This window comes from Micromonospora sp. NPDC049139 (assembly GCF_055586845.1).
The window spans coordinates 290,800-307,457 of record NZ_JBVJHK010000003.1 but is presented as its reverse complement, the minus strand read 5'-3'; the positions used below and the strand labels follow the sequence as shown (position 1 = coordinate 307,457).

Annotated in this window: 14 protein-coding genes; 6 read left to right on the top strand and 8 right to left on the bottom strand. The window is 75.1% G+C overall.

Features of this window, described 5'->3' with window-relative positions:
• Positions 1-109 precede the first annotated feature (109 nt).
• The 7 genes from mnhG to ACZ6Q9_RS08160 all read right to left on the bottom strand — a co-directional run bounded on the left by mnhG (position 110) and on the right by ACZ6Q9_RS08160 (position 6,694).
• Positions 110-442: a monovalent cation/H(+) antiporter subunit G gene (gene mnhG / locus ACZ6Q9_RS08190; protein ID WP_357693777.1), complete on the bottom strand. Its 333-nt coding sequence runs from the start codon at positions 440-442 to the stop codon at positions 110-112.
• On the bottom strand, positions 442-711 hold the full coding sequence (locus tag ACZ6Q9_RS08185) for an MrpF/PhaF family protein (RefSeq protein WP_350705071.1): 270 nt from the start codon (positions 709-711) through the stop codon (positions 442-444). Before ACZ6Q9_RS08185 ends, mnhG begins: the two co-directional genes overlap by 1 nt.
• Positions 708-1,292 (bottom strand): Na+/H+ antiporter subunit E, encoded by a 585-nt coding sequence (locus tag ACZ6Q9_RS08180; RefSeq protein WP_396828203.1) that lies wholly within the window; start codon positions 1,290-1,292, stop codon positions 708-710. The genes ACZ6Q9_RS08185 and ACZ6Q9_RS08180 overlap by 4 nt, the downstream gene beginning before the upstream one ends.
• Entirely contained in the window at positions 1,289-2,794 is a 1,506-nt protein-coding gene (locus tag ACZ6Q9_RS08175; protein ID WP_393451848.1) for a Na+/H+ antiporter subunit D, read from the bottom strand. Before ACZ6Q9_RS08175 ends, ACZ6Q9_RS08180 begins: the two co-directional genes overlap by 4 nt.
• A gap of 25 nt (positions 2,795-2,819) precedes the next feature.
• The gene (locus ACZ6Q9_RS08170) at positions 2,820-3,299 is read right to left on the bottom strand and encodes a Na(+)/H(+) antiporter subunit C (protein ID WP_393265495.1); all 480 of its coding nucleotides are present in this window, start codon (positions 3,297-3,299) and stop codon (positions 2,820-2,822) included.
• The gene (locus ACZ6Q9_RS08165; RefSeq protein WP_396828205.1) at positions 3,296-6,130 is read right to left on the bottom strand and encodes a Na+/H+ antiporter subunit A; all 2,835 of its coding nucleotides are present in this window, start codon (positions 6,128-6,130) and stop codon (positions 3,296-3,298) included. The genes ACZ6Q9_RS08170 and ACZ6Q9_RS08165 overlap by 4 nt, the downstream gene beginning before the upstream one ends.
• 177 nt (positions 6,131-6,307) lie before the next feature.
• On the bottom strand, positions 6,308-6,694 hold the full coding sequence (locus ACZ6Q9_RS08160) for a hypothetical protein (protein ID WP_393265499.1): 387 nt from the start codon (positions 6,692-6,694) through the stop codon (positions 6,308-6,310).
• A 170-nt stretch (positions 6,695-6,864) separates the two neighbouring features.
• On the opposite strand from ACZ6Q9_RS08160, the gene ACZ6Q9_RS08155 reads away from it, so the two are divergent.
• The 4 genes from ACZ6Q9_RS08155 to ACZ6Q9_RS08140 all read left to right on the top strand — a co-directional run bounded on the left by ACZ6Q9_RS08155 (position 6,865) and on the right by ACZ6Q9_RS08140 (position 13,941).
• Positions 6,865-11,550 (top strand): Lhr family helicase, encoded by a 4,686-nt coding sequence (locus ACZ6Q9_RS08155; protein ID WP_393451839.1) that lies wholly within the window; start codon positions 6,865-6,867, stop codon positions 11,548-11,550.
• A 142-nt stretch (positions 11,551-11,692) separates the two neighbouring features.
• Positions 11,693-12,436: an SDR family oxidoreductase gene (locus ACZ6Q9_RS08150; RefSeq protein WP_393451836.1), complete on the top strand. Its 744-nt coding sequence runs from the start codon at positions 11,693-11,695 to the stop codon at positions 12,434-12,436.
• Between the two features lie 59 nt (positions 12,437-12,495).
• A complete protein-coding gene (locus tag ACZ6Q9_RS08145; protein WP_393451833.1) occupies positions 12,496-13,419 on the top strand; it encodes an RNA polymerase sigma-70 factor in 924 nt (307 codons plus the stop codon).
• A gap of 129 nt (positions 13,420-13,548) precedes the next feature.
• On the top strand, positions 13,549-13,941 hold the full coding sequence (locus ACZ6Q9_RS08140; protein ID WP_393451830.1) for a DoxX family protein: 393 nt from the start codon (positions 13,549-13,551) through the stop codon (positions 13,939-13,941).
• A gap of 178 nt (positions 13,942-14,119) precedes the next feature.
• Here ACZ6Q9_RS08140 and ACZ6Q9_RS08135 read toward each other — a convergent pair whose 3' ends face one another.
• Positions 14,120-14,710, bottom strand: coding sequence for a hypothetical protein (locus ACZ6Q9_RS08135; RefSeq protein ID WP_396828209.1), 591 nt, complete (start codon positions 14,708-14,710; stop codon positions 14,120-14,122).
• A gap of 155 nt (positions 14,711-14,865) precedes the next feature.
• Between ACZ6Q9_RS08135 and ACZ6Q9_RS08130 the strand changes: the two genes are divergently transcribed.
• Together ACZ6Q9_RS08130 and ACZ6Q9_RS08125 are read left to right on the top strand one after the other, a co-directional pair.
• A complete protein-coding gene (locus ACZ6Q9_RS08130) occupies positions 14,866-15,672 on the top strand; it encodes an SAM hydrolase/SAM-dependent halogenase family protein (RefSeq protein ID WP_393265512.1) in 807 nt (268 codons plus the stop codon).
• A 40-nt stretch (positions 15,673-15,712) separates the two neighbouring features.
• On the top strand, positions 15,713-16,564 hold the full coding sequence (locus ACZ6Q9_RS08125) for a zinc finger domain-containing protein (protein WP_393265515.1): 852 nt from the start codon (positions 15,713-15,715) through the stop codon (positions 16,562-16,564).
• Positions 16,565-16,658: the final 94 nt, after the last annotated feature.

Below are 16,658 nucleotides of genomic sequence, written 5' to 3'. Positions count from 1 at the left end.
CATTGCGAAGCGTGCAGCGGGACCGGCCACCCGGCAAGACGCAAGACTCAGAATCGCCGCATTCCCCGAATTGGGACGCCCGCGGCCCCGGCGGTGCGGACGGCGCACGTCAGCGGTCGGCGAGCTCGTCGGCGTCGAGGAGGTCAGGGTCCACCCGGCCGGCGCGGTAGGCGGCCCGGCCGATCATCTGCGCGGCCACCGGAGCGGTCGCCAGCTGGAAGATCCCGACCAGGGCCACCATGCCCAGGTCGGCCGGGGCGCGCAGCCGCAGGGCCAGGCCGAGCAGCAGGAGCAGCACCCCGAGCACCTGCGGCTTGGTGGCCGCGTGCATCCGGTCCAGCGTGGCCGGGAAGCGCAGCACCCCGATGCCGGCGGCGAGACTCAGCAGCGCGCCGGCCACCAGGCAGCCGGCGCCGACCCAGTCGGCGACGGTGCCGAACATCACCCCTCCTCCTTCTCGCGGGCGGCGAAGCGGACCAGCGACACCGAGCCGACGAAGCCGAGCAGGGAGAGCACCACCAGCACCGGCAGGGTGGTGGCGTGGCGGTTCACCGCCGCCTCGGCGCCGACGGCGCCGACCATGGTGGCGAGCAGCATGTCGGCGGCGACCACGCGGTCGATCAGGGACGGCCCCCGGTAGAGCCGGGCCAGCGCGAGCAGCGCGGTCACCGAGAACAGGACGGTGAGGACGACGACGAGGAACGCGGTCACGGTTCAGAGCCCCTCTCGACGGGATCGGTGGCCACCTGGCGCAGCTCCACGGCGGAGCCCACCGCCCGGACGATCCGCCGCTCGACGGCGAGGATCCGCTCCCGGCTGTCGGTCAGGTCCTGCGGGCCGTGGACGTCGAGCACGTGCACGTAGAGGACCCCGGCGTCCCGGTCCACCTCGACGATCAGGGTGCCCGGCACCAACGAGACCGCCTCGGCGGTGAGCGCCAGATTCAGGTCGGTACGCACGCGCAGCCGGACCGCGATGATCGCGCCCCGCGGCCGGTAGCCCGGCTGCACCGCGATCCGGGCGACGTGCAGGCTGGCGCTGACCAGCTCGCCGACGAAACGCACCAGGAAGACCAGCAGCGGCCCGGGGCGCAGCCGCCCGCCGAAGGTGACCGGCGGCAGCGGGAAGAACAGCAGCACCGCCCCGGCCACCAGTACCCCGCCGACCAGGTTGCCCCAGGAGAACTCGCCCCAGAGCAGGCTCCAGACCAGCACCAGCCAGCCGAGGGCGATCAGCTGGTCCCGCCACCGCACCGCCCGCTCCCGCGGCGGCGCGCTGGACTCCGGGTTCACGGGGCGCCGCCGGGCAGCACGGAACGGATGTACGGGGTGCGTTCGCGCAGGTCGACGGCCGCGTCGGCGGTGACGTCGAAGAGCGGCCCGGCGACGACGGTCAGCACCAGCCCCAGCGCGACCAGCGCGACCGTCGCGCCGACCATCAGCCGGGGGAGCCGGACCGCCGGCTCGGCGGTGGCCAGCCGGGGGGCGCGCCAGAAGGCGATGTTCCACACCCGCGAGGCCACGTAGAGGGTGAGCAGGCTGGTCACGGCGCCGGCCGCGACCAGCGCGCCGGGCAGCGGGCCGCCGGCCGCCACCCCGGCCTGGAGCAGGCCGAGCTTGCCGAGGAACCCGGAGAACGGCGGCACGCCGGCGAGGTTCATGGCCGGCACGAAGAAGAGCATCCCGAGCAACGGCGCCACCCGGGCCAGCCCGCCGAGGCGGCGCAGGTCGGTGCTGCCCGCCCGCTCCTCGACCAGCCCGGCGACCAGGAACAGCGTGGTCTGGATGGTGATGTGGTGCACCACGTAGAAGATCGCGCCGGACAGCCCGGCCACGGTGCTCAGCGCCACCCCGAAGATCATGTAGCCGATGTGGCTGACCAGGGTGAACGAGAAGAGCCGCTTCATGTCGGACTGGGCCACCGCGCCGAGGATGCCGACCACCATGGTCAGCCCGGCCACCACCATCAGCAGCCCGGCCACCTGGCCGTCGGGGAAGAGCAGCGTCTCGGTCCGGATGATCGCGTAGACGCCGACCTTGGTGAGCAGGCCGGCGAAGACCGCCGTGACCGGGGCCGGTGCGGTCGGATAGCTGTCCGGCAGCCACGCCGAGAGCGGGAAGACCGCCGCCTTGACCCCGAAGGCGAGCAGCAGCATCAGCTGCAGACTGAGCCGTACGCCGTCCGGCAGGGCGTCCAGCCGGTGGGCGAGCTGGGCCATGTTCAGCGTGCCGGTGGCCGCGTACACGAGGCCCACCGCGGTGAGGAACAGCATCGAGGAGAGGATGCTGACCACCACGTACGTCGAGCCGGTGCGGATCCGCGTCTCGGTGCCGCCGAGGGTGATCAGCACGAAGCTCGCGGCCAGCAGGATCTCGAACCCGACGAAGAGGTTGAACAGGTCGCCCGCGAGGAACGCGTTCGTCACGCCGGCGGTCAGCACCAGGTAGGTGGGGTGGTAGATGGTCACGGGGACGGTCTCGCCGAAGTCCCCCTGGCCCTGCCCGACGGAGTAGAGCAGCACGCACAGCGTCACCGCCGACGAGACCACCAGCATCAGCGCGGCCAACTGGTCGGCGACCAGCACGATGCCCACCGGTGCCGGCCACCCGCCGACCTGCACCACCACCGGCCCGTGCCGGTACGCCTGCATTAGCAGCAGCGCCGCCACCGCCAGCGTGCCGGCGAGGCAGGCCACGCTGACCACCCGTTGCAGCCCCGGCCACCGGGCCAGCAGCAGGGTCAGCGCCGCGCCCAGCAGCGGCACCACCACCGGCAGCGGCACGAGGGCGTTCACGGGGCGATCCCGTCCGCGTACCCGGTCATCCGGGACCGTCCCCGGGCCGGAGCCGGCGCGGCAGCTCGGGGTCGACCTGCTCGGGGTCGGCGTCCGGGCCCTCGCCGCCGAGGTCGGCGGTGGCCACCTCGTTGCGCTCCGCCGCCCGCCTGATCTGCCGGTCCTCGATGTCGTCGGGGACCTCGTCGTCGCCGGTCAGGTACCAGCTGCGGTAGCTCACGGCCAGCAGGAACGCGGTCAGCCCGAAGGTGATCACGATCGCGGTGAGGATCATGGCCTGCGGCAGCGCGTCACTCAGCCGGCCGGCGGGCGCGGCGCCGACCACCGGGGCGGCGCCCGCCCGCCCACCCATCAGGATGAGCGCGTTGACCCCGTTGCCGAGCAGGATGACGCCGAGCAGGATCCGGGTCAGGCTGCGCTCCAGCAGCAGGGTGACCCCGCAGCCGACCAGCACGCCGACGGCGACGACCAGCACCAGGGTCGGTCCCTCCACCCCCGGCCTCACGTCCGCTCCCCGCCCCGGTCGACGCGCAGCCCGCCGCCGGACGCGCTGGCCGCCTCGATGTGCCGGTCCACCTCGGCGCCGAGACTGCGCAGGATGTCCAGCACCAGCCCGACCACGACGAGGTAGACCCCGACGTCGAAGAAGAGGGACGTGACCAGGTAGAAGTCGCCGATCAGCGGCAGCCACAGGTCGATCCGGGCGCTCTCGAGCACCGATCCGCCCGCGAGCAGCGCGACCACCCCGGTGCCGATCGAGACGAGGAGGCCGGCGCCGAGCACCGTGCCGGCGCCGACCGGCGCGGCCTCGGCCAGCTCGTCGCGGCCGCCGGCCAGGTAGCGCACGACCAGCGCCAGGCTCGCCACCAGGCCGCCGGCGAACCCGCCGCCCGGGGCGTTGTGGCCGGAGAAGAGCAGGAACAGGGAGAAGACCACCACGGTGTGGAAGATCAGCCGGGTGACCACCTCCAGCACGATGGAACGCCGCCGCTCGTGCAGGGTCGCGCCGCCGCGCAGCCAGACCGGGCGGCCCGGCCGGCGCGCCGGACCGGACGGCTCGGGGCGGCGGGGACGCGGCCCCGTCCGGGACCGCTGGAAGATCAGGCTGGCCACGCCGGTCGCGGCCACCACCAGCACCGCCAGCTCCCCCATCGTGTCCCAGGCCCGGATGTCGACGAGGGTCACGTTGACCACGTTGCGGCCGTACCCCTGGCTGACGGCGAGGTCGGGGAAGGCGTCGGAGATGGTGGGCGCGTTCCGGGCCGCCGCGGCGGTCAGCGCCAGCCCGGCCGCCACCACGCCGGCCGCCACGCCGATCGCCCGGCGCACCCAGCGGCGCCGGCGCGGGCGGGCCGAGAACCGCTCGGGCAGCCGGCGCAGCACCAGCACGAACACCGCGATGGTCGCGGTCTCCACGAGGAACTGCGTCAGCGCCAGGTCCGGCGCGCCGTAGAGCACGAAGAGCATCGCGCTGCCGTAGCCCGTCATCCCCACCAGCAGCATCGCCGTCAGCCGTCGCCGGGCGCCCACCCCGAGCACCGCCGCCACGGTCACCACGGCCACCACCACGACCTGCAACGGGCTGTCCCAGAGGTCGATCCGGTCCCGCCACGGCCGGGTGGCCAGCATCGCCCCACCGGGCAGCACCGTGAGGGCGAGCAGGATGATCCCGAGGTACTGCGGCAGCGAACCCCGCTGGGTAACGCTGGTGACCTCGATGGCCAGCCGGTCGAACCGGCCGATGACCCACTCGTACCCCTGGTTGCCGCTGACCGGGACGTGCAGCCGGGCCAGCGCCGGGGCGAGGGGGCCGCGCAGCGCGTGCAGCGCCGCGCCGCCGGCCACGGCGAGGGCGGAGAAGCCGAGCGCGGGGCTGAGGCCGTGCCACAGCGCCAGGTGCCCGCCGACCGTGCCGAAGAGTTCGGCGTACGGGGCGAGCAGGCCGTCGAGGATCCCGGCGGCCGGGCCGGCGACCAGCCCGAGGACGGCCAGCAGGGCCGGCGGGGCAAGCATCGGCACGGCGATCCGCCCCGGGTCGGACGGCTCCACGCCGGGCCGGGTGGCGAACGCGCCCCAGACGAACCGGGCGCTGTAGGCGACGGTGAGCGCGGTGCCGGCCACCAGCACGGCGAGCACCACCGGCCGGTCGGTGAAGGCGGCCAGCACGGCCTCCTTCGCGACGAAGCCGACCAGCGGCGGCAGGCCGGCCATCGACGCGGCGGCGAGCACCGCGACGGTGGCCAGCAGCGGCGCCCGCCGGCCCAGGCCGGACAACTCCCGCAGGTCGCGGGTGCCGGCGCCGTGGTCGACGATGCCGACGACGAGGAACAGCGCCGCCTTAAACAGGGCGTGGGCCAGCAGCATGGCCACGCCGGCCAGCGCGGCGTCCGGGGTGCCCGCCCCGACGACCACGGCGAGCAGGCCGAGCTGGCTGACCGTGCCGTACGCCAGCAGCAGCTTCAGGTCGGTCTGCCGCAGTGCCGCCCAGCCGCCCGCCAGCATGGTCGCCAGGCCGGCGACCACCACCACCGGCCGCCACGGGCCGACGTCCGCCAGCACCGGGGCGAGCAGCCCGATCAGGTAGACGCCGGCCTTCACCATCGCGGCGGCGTGCAGGTACGCGCTCACCGGTGTGGGGGCCGCCATCGCCACCGGCAGCCAGGAGCTGAACGGCAGCACCGCCGACTTGGACAGCGCCCCGGCCAGGATCAGCAGCACCGCCGTGACCAGGTACGCCCCGCCGGGCAGCGGGCCGGTGGCGATCTCGGACCACCGGTAGCCGCCGGCGTGGTGGCCGAGCATGATGAACCCGACCAGCATGGCCAGCCCGCCGAGGGTGGTCACGGTCAGCGCCTGGGCGGCCGCCCAGCGGCTGGCGCGCCGCTCCGTGCTGTGCCCGATCAGCAGGTACGAGAAGATCGTGGTCAGCTCCCAGCAGACGTAGAGCAGCAGCAGGTCGTCGGCGAGGACGAGCCCGAGCATCGCCCCGGCGAAGGCCACCAGCACGGCCGCGAACCGGGCCATCCCGACCGACCCGGGGCCGAAGTAGCGGGCGCTGTAGACGAGGACCAGCGCGCCGACGCCGCCGACGAGCAGGGTCATCAGCCAGGACAGGGTGGTCAGCCGCAGCGCCAGGTCGAGCCCGAGCTGCCGGATCCACGGGTACGTCTCCACCACCGCCCCGCCGTCGCGGACGGCCGGCGTGCGGGCCAGCGCCCAGCCGACGGCGGCGGCCGGCGCCAGCGCCAGCGCGTAGCAGGCACGCGGACCCCACCGCCGGACCAGCAGCGGCGCCAGGAAGGCCGCCACGAGGTGGAGGATCAGCAGTACGAGCACCCGCACTCCCGGTCGAGGTGGCAGCGGCGCGCGCCGGAGGTGGGCCGGCACCTAGGTGCGATCAGACGCCAGATGACCGCCCGTCGGGCCGTTTTGCGGGAATTCGTACCCTTGGCCGGCTTTGCCGTTCTCCCGTGGACTGCCCGGTGCGGGGCCGAAGGGCGTCGTGCGGCGCGGTCAGCCGACGGTGATGTCGGCGGCGGGGACGGCGGGCTCCCGGGCGGGGCGCTCCCGGCGGGTCTCCACCAGCAGGTCGGGGCGGTCGAGCTGGAGCACCACCTTGTTGACCACCCGCTGGGCGGCGGCGAGCGACCGCACCGACAGCAGCCGGCCCCGGCTCTCCCGGCGCAGCACGAAGTAGTGCACCGCGGCACGCACCTGGCCCCGGTCGGCGGCGCTGGCCTGGGCGGTGGAGACGACCAGCTCCCGCAGCGCCGCGGCCAGCCGCTCGGCCAGCTCCAGCTCCGGCCCGGCGAGACCGGCGCGGACGGCGGCGAGATGGCTGTCGACCTTGCGGATGAGCACGTCGGTGCCGGGCTCGAAGCTCCGCTCCTCGACGGTCATCCGATCCCCTCCACCCCGGCCGACTCCGAGTGAAGTTACTTTACGTTGCACGCTACAAGCAAGCAGTTAAGTGAGACTTAACGCATTCAACGGCACAACCATCGCGTATGAGCCGGACCAGGACACATCAGCGCCCGCCAGGGGAACGGATGTCAGACGGCCGGGGCAGGATGGATGGCGTGACGGATGCGATGGCGGGTTTCGGCGCGGCCACCCGGGAATGGTTCACCGCCGCCTTCGCCGCGCCCACCGCCGCCCAGGCCGGTGCCTGGAGTTCCGTCGCCGCCGGCCGCAACGCGCTGGTGGTGGCGCCCACCGGCTCCGGCAAGACGCTCGCCGCGTTCCTCTGGTCGCTCGACCGGCTGGCCCGCGAGCCGGCCCCGGCCGACCGCCGGCACCGGTGCCGGGTGCTCTACGTCAGCCCGCTCAAGGCGCTCGCGGTCGACGTCGAGCGCAACCTGCGCACGCCGCTGGCCGGGATCCGGCAGGCCGCCACCCGGTTGGGCGTCGCCCCGCCGGAGATCACCGTGGGGATGCGCACCGGCGACACCCCGGCCGACGAGCGGCGCGCGTTCGCCCGCACCCCGCCCGACATCCTCATCACCACGCCCGAGTCGCTGTTCCTGCTGCTGACCTCCGCCGCCCGCGACTCCCTGCGCGGCGTCGAGACGGTCATCCTCGACGAGGTGCACGCGGTGGCCGGCACCAAGCGCGGGGCGCACCTCGCGCTCTCCCTGGAGCGCCTCGACGGGTTGCTGCCCGCGCCGGCGCAGCGGATCGGCCTGTCCGCCACGGTCCGGCCGGTCGACGCGTGCGCCCGCTTCCTCGGCGGCGCCCGGCCCGTCGACGTCGTCGCCCCGCCCACCGCCAAGACGATCGAGGTCAGCGTCCAGGTCCCGGTGGAGGACATGACCCGCCTCGACGAGCAGGAGCCGCCGGAGGACGACCTCGGTGGGCCCGGGCCGCGCCGGGCGTCGATCTGGCCGGCGGTCGAGGAGCGTGTCTTCTCCCTGATCCGGGCGCACCGCTCGACCATCGTCTTCACCAACTCGCGGCGCTCCGCCGAGCGGCTCTGCGCGCGGCTCAACGAGCTGGCCGCCGACGAGTTGGCCGGCCTGCCCGCCGTCCCCGGCGCCGGGGACGACCGGGCCGTGCCGGCCCGGAAGGCCGACGCGTGGGACGGCCCCACCGGCCCGGACCGGGGCACCGGCACGTGGGGCGGGCCCGCCGGTGCGGACCGGGGCACCGGCACGTGGGGCGGCCCGGCGCGCCGCACTCCGGCGGAGATGATGGCCCAGGCCGGTGGGGCGGCCGGCGCGCCGACCGTGATCGCCCGAGCCCACCACGGCAGCGTCTCCCGGGAGGAGCGCAAGCACATCGAGGAGGCGCTCAAGTCCGGCCAGCTGCCCGCCGTGGTGGCCACCTCCAGCCTCGAGCTGGGCATCGACATGGGCGCGGTCGACCTGGTCGTGCAGATCGAGGCGCCGCCCAGCGTGGCCGCCGGCCTGCAGCGGGTGGGTCGGGCCGGGCACCAGGTCGGCGCGGTCTCCCGGGGCGTCGTCTTTCCCAAGCACCGGGGCGACCTGCTGTCCTGCACCGTCGTGGCCGAGCGGATGGGCGGCGGCGCCATCGAGGAGCTGCACTACCCGCGCAACCCGCTCGACGTGCTCGCCCAGCAGATCGTCGCCATGGTCGCGCTGGAGCCGTGGCACGTCGGCGACCTGGCCGTCCTGGTCCGCCGGGCGGCGCCCTTCGCCGAGCTGCCCGACTCGGCCCTGCACGCCGTGCTCGACATGCTCTCCGGCCGCTACCCGTCCACCGCGTTCGCCGAGCTGCGGCCCCGGCTGGTCTGGGACCGCGCCACCGACACGCTCACCGGCCGGCCCGGCGCGCAGCGGCTCGCGGTGACCAGCGGCGGCACCATCCCCGACCGGGGGCTCTTCGGCGTCTTCCTGGCCGGCGCCGAACGGGCCGCCCGGGTCGGCGAGCTGGACGAGGAGATGGTCTACGAGTCGCGGGTCGGCGACGTGTTCCTGCTCGGCTCCTCGTCCTGGCGGATCGAGGAGATCACGCCCGACCGGGTGCTGGTCTCCCCAGCCCCCGGGCAGGCGGCGAAGATGCCCTTCTGGAAGGGCGACCAGCTCGGCCGGCCCGTCGAGCTGGGCCGGGCCATCGGCGCCCGGGTGCGCGCCCTGCTGCGGCAGGACGACAGGTCCGCCGTCGCCACGCTGCGGGCCGGCGGGCTCGACGACTGGGCCGCCGGCAACCTGATGGCCTACCTGCGCGAGCAGAAGGAGGCCACCCGGTCCCTGCCCGACGACCGCACCGTGGTGGTCGAGCGCTTCCGCGACGAGCTGGGCGACTGGCGGCTGGCCGTCCACAGCGTGCTCGGCGCCCGGGTCAACGGGCCGTGGGCGCTGGCGATCGGCCGCCGGCTCACCGAGCGCTACGGCGTGGACGCCCAGGTGATGCCGTCCGACGACGGCATCGTCGTCCGCCTGCCGGACACGGCCGACGAGCCGCCGGGCGCGGACGTGGTGGTCTTCGAGCCGGAGGAGATCGCACAGCTCGTCGAGGAGTCCGTCGGCACCTCCGCGCTGTTCGCGTCCCGGTTCCGGGAGTGCGCCGCCCGGTCGCTGCTGCTGCCCCGCCGCGACCCGCGCCGCCGCCAGCCGCTGTGGCAGCAGCGCCAGCGCGCCGCCCAGCTGCTCGACGTCGCCCGCGAGTACGCCGACTTCCCGGTCACCCTCGAGGCCGCCCGGGAGTGCCTCCAGGACGTCTTCGACCAGCCCGCGCTGGCGGAGCTGATGCGCGACCTGGCCGCCCGCAAGGTGCGCCTGGTCGAGGTGGAGACCGCCCAGCCGTCGCCGTTCGCCCGGTCGCTGCTGTTCGGCTACGTCGGGGCATTCCTCTACGAGGGCGACGCCCCCCTCGCGGAGCGACGGGCGGCCGCGCTGGCGCTGGACTCGGCCCTGCTCGGCGAGCTGCTCGGCCGCGTCGACCTGCGCGAGCTGCTCGACCCGGCGGTGCTGGCCGAGACCGAACGGCAGCTGCGCTGGCTGACCGAGCAGCGCCGCCCGCGCGACGCGGAGGACGTGGTCGAGCTGCTCCGGGTGGTCGGCGACCTGTCCGAGGCCGAGCTGGCCGAGCGGGGCGCGCCCGTGGAATGGCTGACCGGGCTGGCGGCCGCCCGCCGGGTGCTGCGGGTGCGCATCGCCGGCGAGGAGCGCTGGGTGGGCGTCGAGGACGCGGCCCGGCTGCGCGACGCCCTCGGCGTGGCCCTGCCGGTCGGGGTCGCCGAGGCGTACCTCGCCCCGGTGGCCGACCCGCTGGGCGACCTGGTCGCCCGCTACGCGCGTACGCACGGCCCGTTCGCGGCCGCCACCTGCGCCGCCCGGTTCGGGCTCGGGGTGGCCGTGGTGGAGCAGGCGCTGCGCCGGCTCGCCGCCACCGGCCGGGTCGTCTCCGGCGAGTTCACCCCGGACACGGCCGGCGCCCAGTGGTGCGACGCGGAGGTGCTGCGCCTGCTGCGCCGCCGGTCCCTCGCCGCGCTACGCCGGGAGATCGAGCCGGTGCCGCCCCGCGCGCTGGCCGCGTTCCTGCCCCGGTGGCAGCAGGTCGGCTCGTCGGCGCGCGGCGTGGAGGCGCTGGCCGCGGCGGTCGAGCAGCTCCAGGGGGCGGCGGTGCCGGCGTCGGCCCTGGAACGCCTGGTGCTGCCCGGCCGGGTCGCCGACTACTCCCCCGCCCAGCTCGACGAGCTGTGCGCCAGCGGCGAGGTGCTCTGGGCCGGCTCGGGGGCGATCTCCGGCGGGGACGGCTGGGTCACCCTCGCGTACGCGGACGCCGCCCCGCTGCTGCTGCCCCCGCCCGACGAGGCGCTCACCCGCACCCCGCTGCACGACGCGGTGCTGGAGGCGCTCGGCGACGGGCAGGCGTTGTTCTTCCGGTCGCTGTCCGACCGGGTGGGCTCGACGGACGACGCCGCGTTGACCGCGGTCGTCTGGGATCTGGTCTGGGCCGGCCATCTCACCAACGACACCCTGGCCCCGCTGCGGGCGGTGCTCGGCGCCGGCGGGGCGCACCGGTCTCGCCCGACCGCGCCGCGCACCCGCTACCGCCGCCCCGGGCGGGTGGCCCTGCCGACCCGAGGCGGCCCGCCGACCGTTGCCGGGCGCTGGTCGCGCCTGCCGGAACGCGACACCGACCCCACCCGCCGCGCCGCCGCCCTGGCCGACGTGTTGCTCGAACGGCACGGCGTGGTGACCCGGGGGGCGGTCGTTGCCGAGCAGGTGGCCGGCGGGTTCGCGGCGGTCTATCCGGTGCTCTCCGCGCTCGAGGAGCGCGGCGCGGCCCGGCGGGGCTACTTCGTCGAGGGGCTGGGCGCGGCGCAGTTCGCGGTGCCGGGCGCGGTGGACCGGATCCGGGCGCTGGCGGAGCCGGCCGACGGCGGGCGGGGGCGCGGCGGGCCCACCCTGGTGCTCGCCGCGACGGACCCGGCCAACCCGTACGGGGCGGCGCTGCCCTGGCCGGAACGGGTGGTCGACTCGGGCGACGGGGCCGCCCCGGCGACCGGGCACCGGGCGGGGCGCAAGGCCGGCGCCCTGGTGGTGCTGGTCGCTGGCGACCTGGTGCTCTACGTCGAGCGCGGCGGGCGGACCATCCTCTCCTTCAGCGACGACGCCGACACGCTGGCGGCGGCCGGCAAGGCGCTCGCCGACGCGGTCCACTCCGGCGCGCTGGGGGCGATGTCGGTCGAGCGGGCCGACGGCGGGGCGGTGCGTTCCTCGCCGCTGCGCGACGCGCTCACCGCCGCCGGCTTCCGGGCCACCCCACGCGGCCTGCGCCTGCGCGGCTGAACCGCACCCGGGCCCCATGACCGGCGACTGCGTCGACGCGGGGCGTGGTGGCGGGGCGGCAGCCGTGCAGGGCTCCTGGTGGAGTGGTTGTGACGCGGCGCTCACCGTGTCACAGCCGGGCCGGCGTATGTGTCTCGGGGGTATGACGAACTCGGAACAGACCTCTGTGTTGATCACCGGAGGCAACAAAGGACTTGGTCTCGAGGCCGCCCGGCGGCTCGGGGAGCAGGGCTGGACGATCTTCCTCGGCTCGCGTGACCAGGGTCGAGGACGAGCAGCCGCCGACAGGCTGACCGCCGGCGGCGCGAACGTGATCATGGTCCCGCTCGACGTGACGTCGGAGGAGTCGGTGACCGCCGCCGTACGACGTGTGCGGGAGCACACCGACCGGCTGGACGTGTTGATCAACAACGCGGGCGCCAGCGGGAACGGTGTCGCGCCAGCGGACGCGACGGCCGACGAAGTTCACTCCGTCTACGACACGAATGTGTACGGACCGATCAGGGTCACGCACGCCTTCCTTCCCTTGCTGCGGGCGGCGAAGAATCCGCGGGTGGTCATGGTGTCCAGTGGTGCCGGGTCCATGACGGTCGTGACCGATCCGGACCAGCCCGTCTCGAAGATGCACGAGCTTGCCTACAGCTCGTCGAAATACGCCCTGAACATGATCACCGTCCGGTACGCCCAGGCGCTTCCGGAGATCAAGTTCAACATCGCCACTCCCGGGGAGATCGCCACTCGCAAGTTCGCCGCGACCGACATGAACAATCACACCGGTCAGCTGACCGTCACTGAGGGCACCGACTCGATCGTCAAACTCGCGATGATCGATGCCGACGGGCCGACCGGAATCTTCATCGATCGCAACGGCCCCGCCCCGTGGTGACCGAGGTCGGCGGAGAGGCGCGGAGCGTCGGGGCGGCAGTGCCTCAAGGAGGAGCCGGCGTGACCCGGGCCGAGGAGTTCGAAGAACTGCGGGCGCTGCTGTTCGCGATCGCCTACCGGATTCTCGGCAGCGTGAGCGAGGCCGAGGACGCGGTCCAGGAGACCTGGCTGCGCTACGAGGCCTCCCCGACACGGCCCACGTCGACCAAGGCGTTTCTCTCGGCCGTGGTCACCCGGGTCGCGATCAACGTGCTGCGCTCGGCCCGGCTGCGGCGGGAGGAGTACGTCGGGCAGTGGTTGCCCGAACCGCTGCTGGCCGACCCGTACGAGGATCCGGAGCGGTCGGCGGAGCTGGCCGACTCGGTGTCGATGGCGGCGCTGTTGCTGCTCGAGCGGCTCAGTCCGCTCGAGCGCGCGGTCTTCGTGCTGCGGGAGGTGTTCGGGTTCGGCTTCGGGGAGATCGCGTCGACGGTGGGCCGCTCGGAGGCGGCCTGCCGCCAGCTCGCGGTGCGGGCGCGCCGCCACATGGACGCGGGCCGGCCCCGGTTCGATGCAGACCGCAGGGAGCGCGAGGAACTCGCCGAGCGCTTCTTCGACGCCTTCAGGGAAGGCGATCTCGACGGGCTACGGGAACTCCTCGCCGCCGACGTGCAGATGATCAGCGACGGCGGTGGCAAGGCCCCGCAACTGCCCCGGGCCATCATCGGCGCCGACAACGTGGCCCGGGTGCTCGCCGCGGCCGCTGCGCCGATGGTCCGGATCGGCGGTGTCCTCGAGCCACACGAGGTGAACGGCCAGCCGGGCGCGATCTTCCGCGACCGGGACAACAAGGCGGTCAACACCTTGGCGCTCGACATCCTCGACGGGCAGATCCAGGCGATCCGCTTGGTGATCAACCCCGCCAAGCTCCAGCACCTGGGTTCGGTGGCCGACGCCTGGGCGGTCGCCCGCAGGTTTCACCAGGCTCGCCGGCCCACGGAGTGACGTGAGGCCGAGGCCGCCGGATGGGTGGCGGCTCCGCCATCGTCGACGTCGGAGTCGCTGACGCGCAGCCGGCACCGGCCACCGCACCGCAGGAAACGACAATCTCTACGACTCTGCAAGGAGCAACCGATGGACCTCGACCGCTGGCTGTGGATCGCCACCGGGCTGCTGACCGTTGTCCTCCTGGTCAGCACCTCCAAGATGTTCGTACCCAGGGAGAAGATGGCCTCCATGGGGGGCCACGCCGCGGAATGGGTCCTGGATTTCAGCCCCGGCACCCTCAGGGCCATCGGGACCCTCGAAATCCTGGCTGCGGCGGGCCTGGTCCTGCCCGCGGTCCTCGACATCGCGCCGGTTCTGGTGCCCGTGACCGCCACCTGCGTGGCGTTGCTGTTCGTCGGCGCGGCGGCCATGCGCCTTCGCCGTGGCGAGACGGTGACGATCGTGCCCGACCTGGTCTATCTCGCCATCGCCGCCTTCGTGGCCTGGAGCCGCTTCGGCCCCGAGTCCTTCACGGGCTGACGGGGTCAGCGGGGTCCACAGGTGCGGGCTCGGTGCGGCGGTCCCACAGACGGGGCAGCTCGACAGTGCTCCCGGGGCAAGCCTGCCGGGCAGCCCGCCACACGACCGACGCGGCCGTGCTCGGCACCACACGTCCGACGACGGATGGGCGGCCGGGGTTGCCGGATGCCCGGGCGCGTCAGCGCAGGCCGGTGAGGACCCTCTCGTACCCGAGGCGGTCAGCCTTGGGCGTCCTCGCCTCCAGGTAGTTGAGCACCACCGTGCCGCGCCGGAAGGACTGACCGCCCCAGGCCTCGGCGATGTCGCTGGCGCTCGACTCGTCCGGGAAGACGTAGACGGTGACGGCGTCGGTGGCGATCAGCTCGGAGCAGCCCAGGCCGAGGCCGTCCGGCCCGCAGTCGACCGAGCGGTCCCGTGGGTTCGGCACCTTCAGCCCGGCCGCCTTGAACGCGTCGACGACCTGCCGCGCGCCCGGCGTCCCGGACGGCCGGGCGGGCAACTCCACCGGCGGCGGGCTGGCCGGGCGGCGTTCGGTGGTCCCGGCGCTCGGCCCGGCCGGCCCCCCGCCGGTGGGCGGTGCGGCGGACGTGGTGGCCGTCGTGGCCGTCCCCGGCGCCGTGGGGCCCGACGGCATGTCGGCGGCCGGCGTCGACGCCGAGGCGGCCGGGGGCGCGGCGCGCGGGGGCTCCTCCGCGTCGTCTCCGCAGGCGGCGGTCAGGGCGGCGGCGATCACGAGCACCGCGACGGCGGGCAGGCTGCGGTTGGTCACCCCTGGCAGTCTGCCCAACCCGGTCCCGTCCCGGCAGTGGCCGGTCGGCCATCCGGCTGTCCCATATCCGCCAGCGCCGCCCCGGGCCGGGGACCGCGCCGCACGAGGGCTGATCGTCGAACTGCGGCTCACCGCCGGCGACTAACCTGCCCGGCATGGACCGCACCCCCTGGATCTCGCTGACCACCGACTACGGTCTCGCCGACGGCTTCGTGGCCGCCTGCCACGGGGTGATCGCCCGGCTGGCGCCGGCCGCCCGGGTGATCGACGTGACCCACCTGGTGCCGCCGGCCGACGTGCGCCGGGGCGCGGCGGTGCTGGCGCAGACCGTGCCCCACCTGCCCGAGGGCGTGCACGTGGCGGTGGTCGACCCCGGCGTCGGCACCGCCCGCCGGGGCGTCGCCCTGGCCGCGCCGCGCGGGCTGCTGGTGGGGCCGGACAACGGCCTGCTCGTCGACGCCGCCGAGGCGCTCGGCGGGGTCACGGCGGCCGTCGAGCTGACCGCGCCGGACTGGCTCGCGCCCGAGGTGTCCCGCACGTTCCACGGCCGGGACGTCTTCGCGCCCGTGGCCGCGCGGCTGGCGCTCGGCGCCCCGCTGTCCGGCGCCGGCCCGACCATCGACCCGGCGACCCTGGTCCGGCTGCCGACGCCGGTCGTCCGGCCGGAGGCGGCGGGCTTCACCGCCGAGGTGCTGACCGTGGACCACTTCGGCAACGTGCAACTGGCCGCGCCGGCCGACCTGCTGGCGCCGCTGCCGGCCCGGGTGCGGGTGCGGCCGGACGTCGAGCCGGGGGCCGGGCGCGAGGCGGTGCACGGCCGCACCTTCGGGGACGCCCCGGCGGGCCGGCTGGTGGTGCACGCCGACTCGGCCGGCCTGGTCGCCGTGGCGGTCAACGGCGGCCGGGCGGTCGACCTGCTCACGGTGGCACCGGGCGACCTGCTGCGCGTCGCGGCCCGGTGACCGCCGCGCCGGGTCCCGGCCGGCGAGGGAGGATGGACGGGTGCCCGAAGGCGACACCGTCTGGAACACCGCCCGCGTCCTGCACCGCGCGCTGGCGGGCGCCCGCCTCACCGGCAGCGACTTCCGGGTGCCCCGGCTCGCCGCGACCGACCTCACCGGCTGGACGGTGCGGGAGTCTGCCAGCCGGGGCAAACACCTGCTGCTCCGCCTCGTCGCACCGCCGGGAGACGCACCGCCGGGAGACACGCCGCCGGGAGACGCCGCCACGGGAGGCGGCGGGGCCCGCTGGACGCTGCACTCCCACCTGCGTATGGAGGGCGCCTGGCGGGCGTACGCGCCGGGGGAACGGTGGACCGCCCGGCCGGCGCACCTGATCCGGGCGGTGCTGCGCGCCCCGCAGGCGGTCGCCGTCGGCTACCACCTGCACGAGCTGGCGCTGGTGCCGACGGCCGAGGAGGACTCGCTGGTCGGCCACCTCGGCCCCGACCTGCTCGGCACGGACTGGGACCCGGCCGAGGCGGTACGCCGGCTGGCCGCCCACCCGGACGTCACCATCGGCGAGGCCCTGCTGGACCAGCGCAACCTGGCCGGCGTCGGCAACCTCTACAAGTGCGAGATCCTGTTCCTGCGCGGCGTGTCGCCGTGGACGCCGGTACGCGCCGTGCCGGATCTCGCCGGCACCGTGGCCCTGGCGCAGAAGCTGCTCGCGGCCAACCGGGGCCGCTGGACGCAGAGCACCACCGGGTCGCTGCACCGGGGGCAGACCAGCTACGTCTACGGGCGGCGCGCCCAGCCCTGCCGCCGGTGCGGCACCCCGATCCGCAAGGAGGAGCTGGGCGAGCGGGTCACCTACTGGTGCCCCGTCTGCCAGCCCGAACGCCCGGCCGGCTGACGATCCCGGGGGCACGTCGGCCCTCCCTCCGCCACCGGTCGACCGGCGTGGGGCCGGCGTGTCGGGCGGGACACTCCGCCGGTGCGGCGGGAAA

Coding starts and splice junctions, on each gene's coding strand:
- mnhG (WP_357693777.1), bottom strand. CDS start 442: ATGTTCGGCACCGTCGCCGACTGGGTCGGCGCCGGCTGCCTGGTGGCC.
- ACZ6Q9_RS08160 (WP_393265499.1), bottom strand. CDS start 6,694: ATGACCGTCGAGGAGCGGAGCTTCGAGCCCGGCACCGACGTGCTCATC.
- ACZ6Q9_RS08155 (WP_393451839.1), top strand. CDS start 6,865: ATGGATGGCGTGACGGATGCGATGGCGGGTTTCGGCGCGGCCACCCGG.
- ACZ6Q9_RS08150 (WP_393451836.1), top strand. CDS start 11,693: ATGACGAACTCGGAACAGACCTCTGTGTTGATCACCGGAGGCAACAAA.
- ACZ6Q9_RS08140 (WP_393451830.1), top strand. CDS start 13,549: ATGGACCTCGACCGCTGGCTGTGGATCGCCACCGGGCTGCTGACCGTT.
- ACZ6Q9_RS08130 (WP_393265512.1), top strand. CDS start 14,866: ATGGACCGCACCCCCTGGATCTCGCTGACCACCGACTACGGTCTCGCC.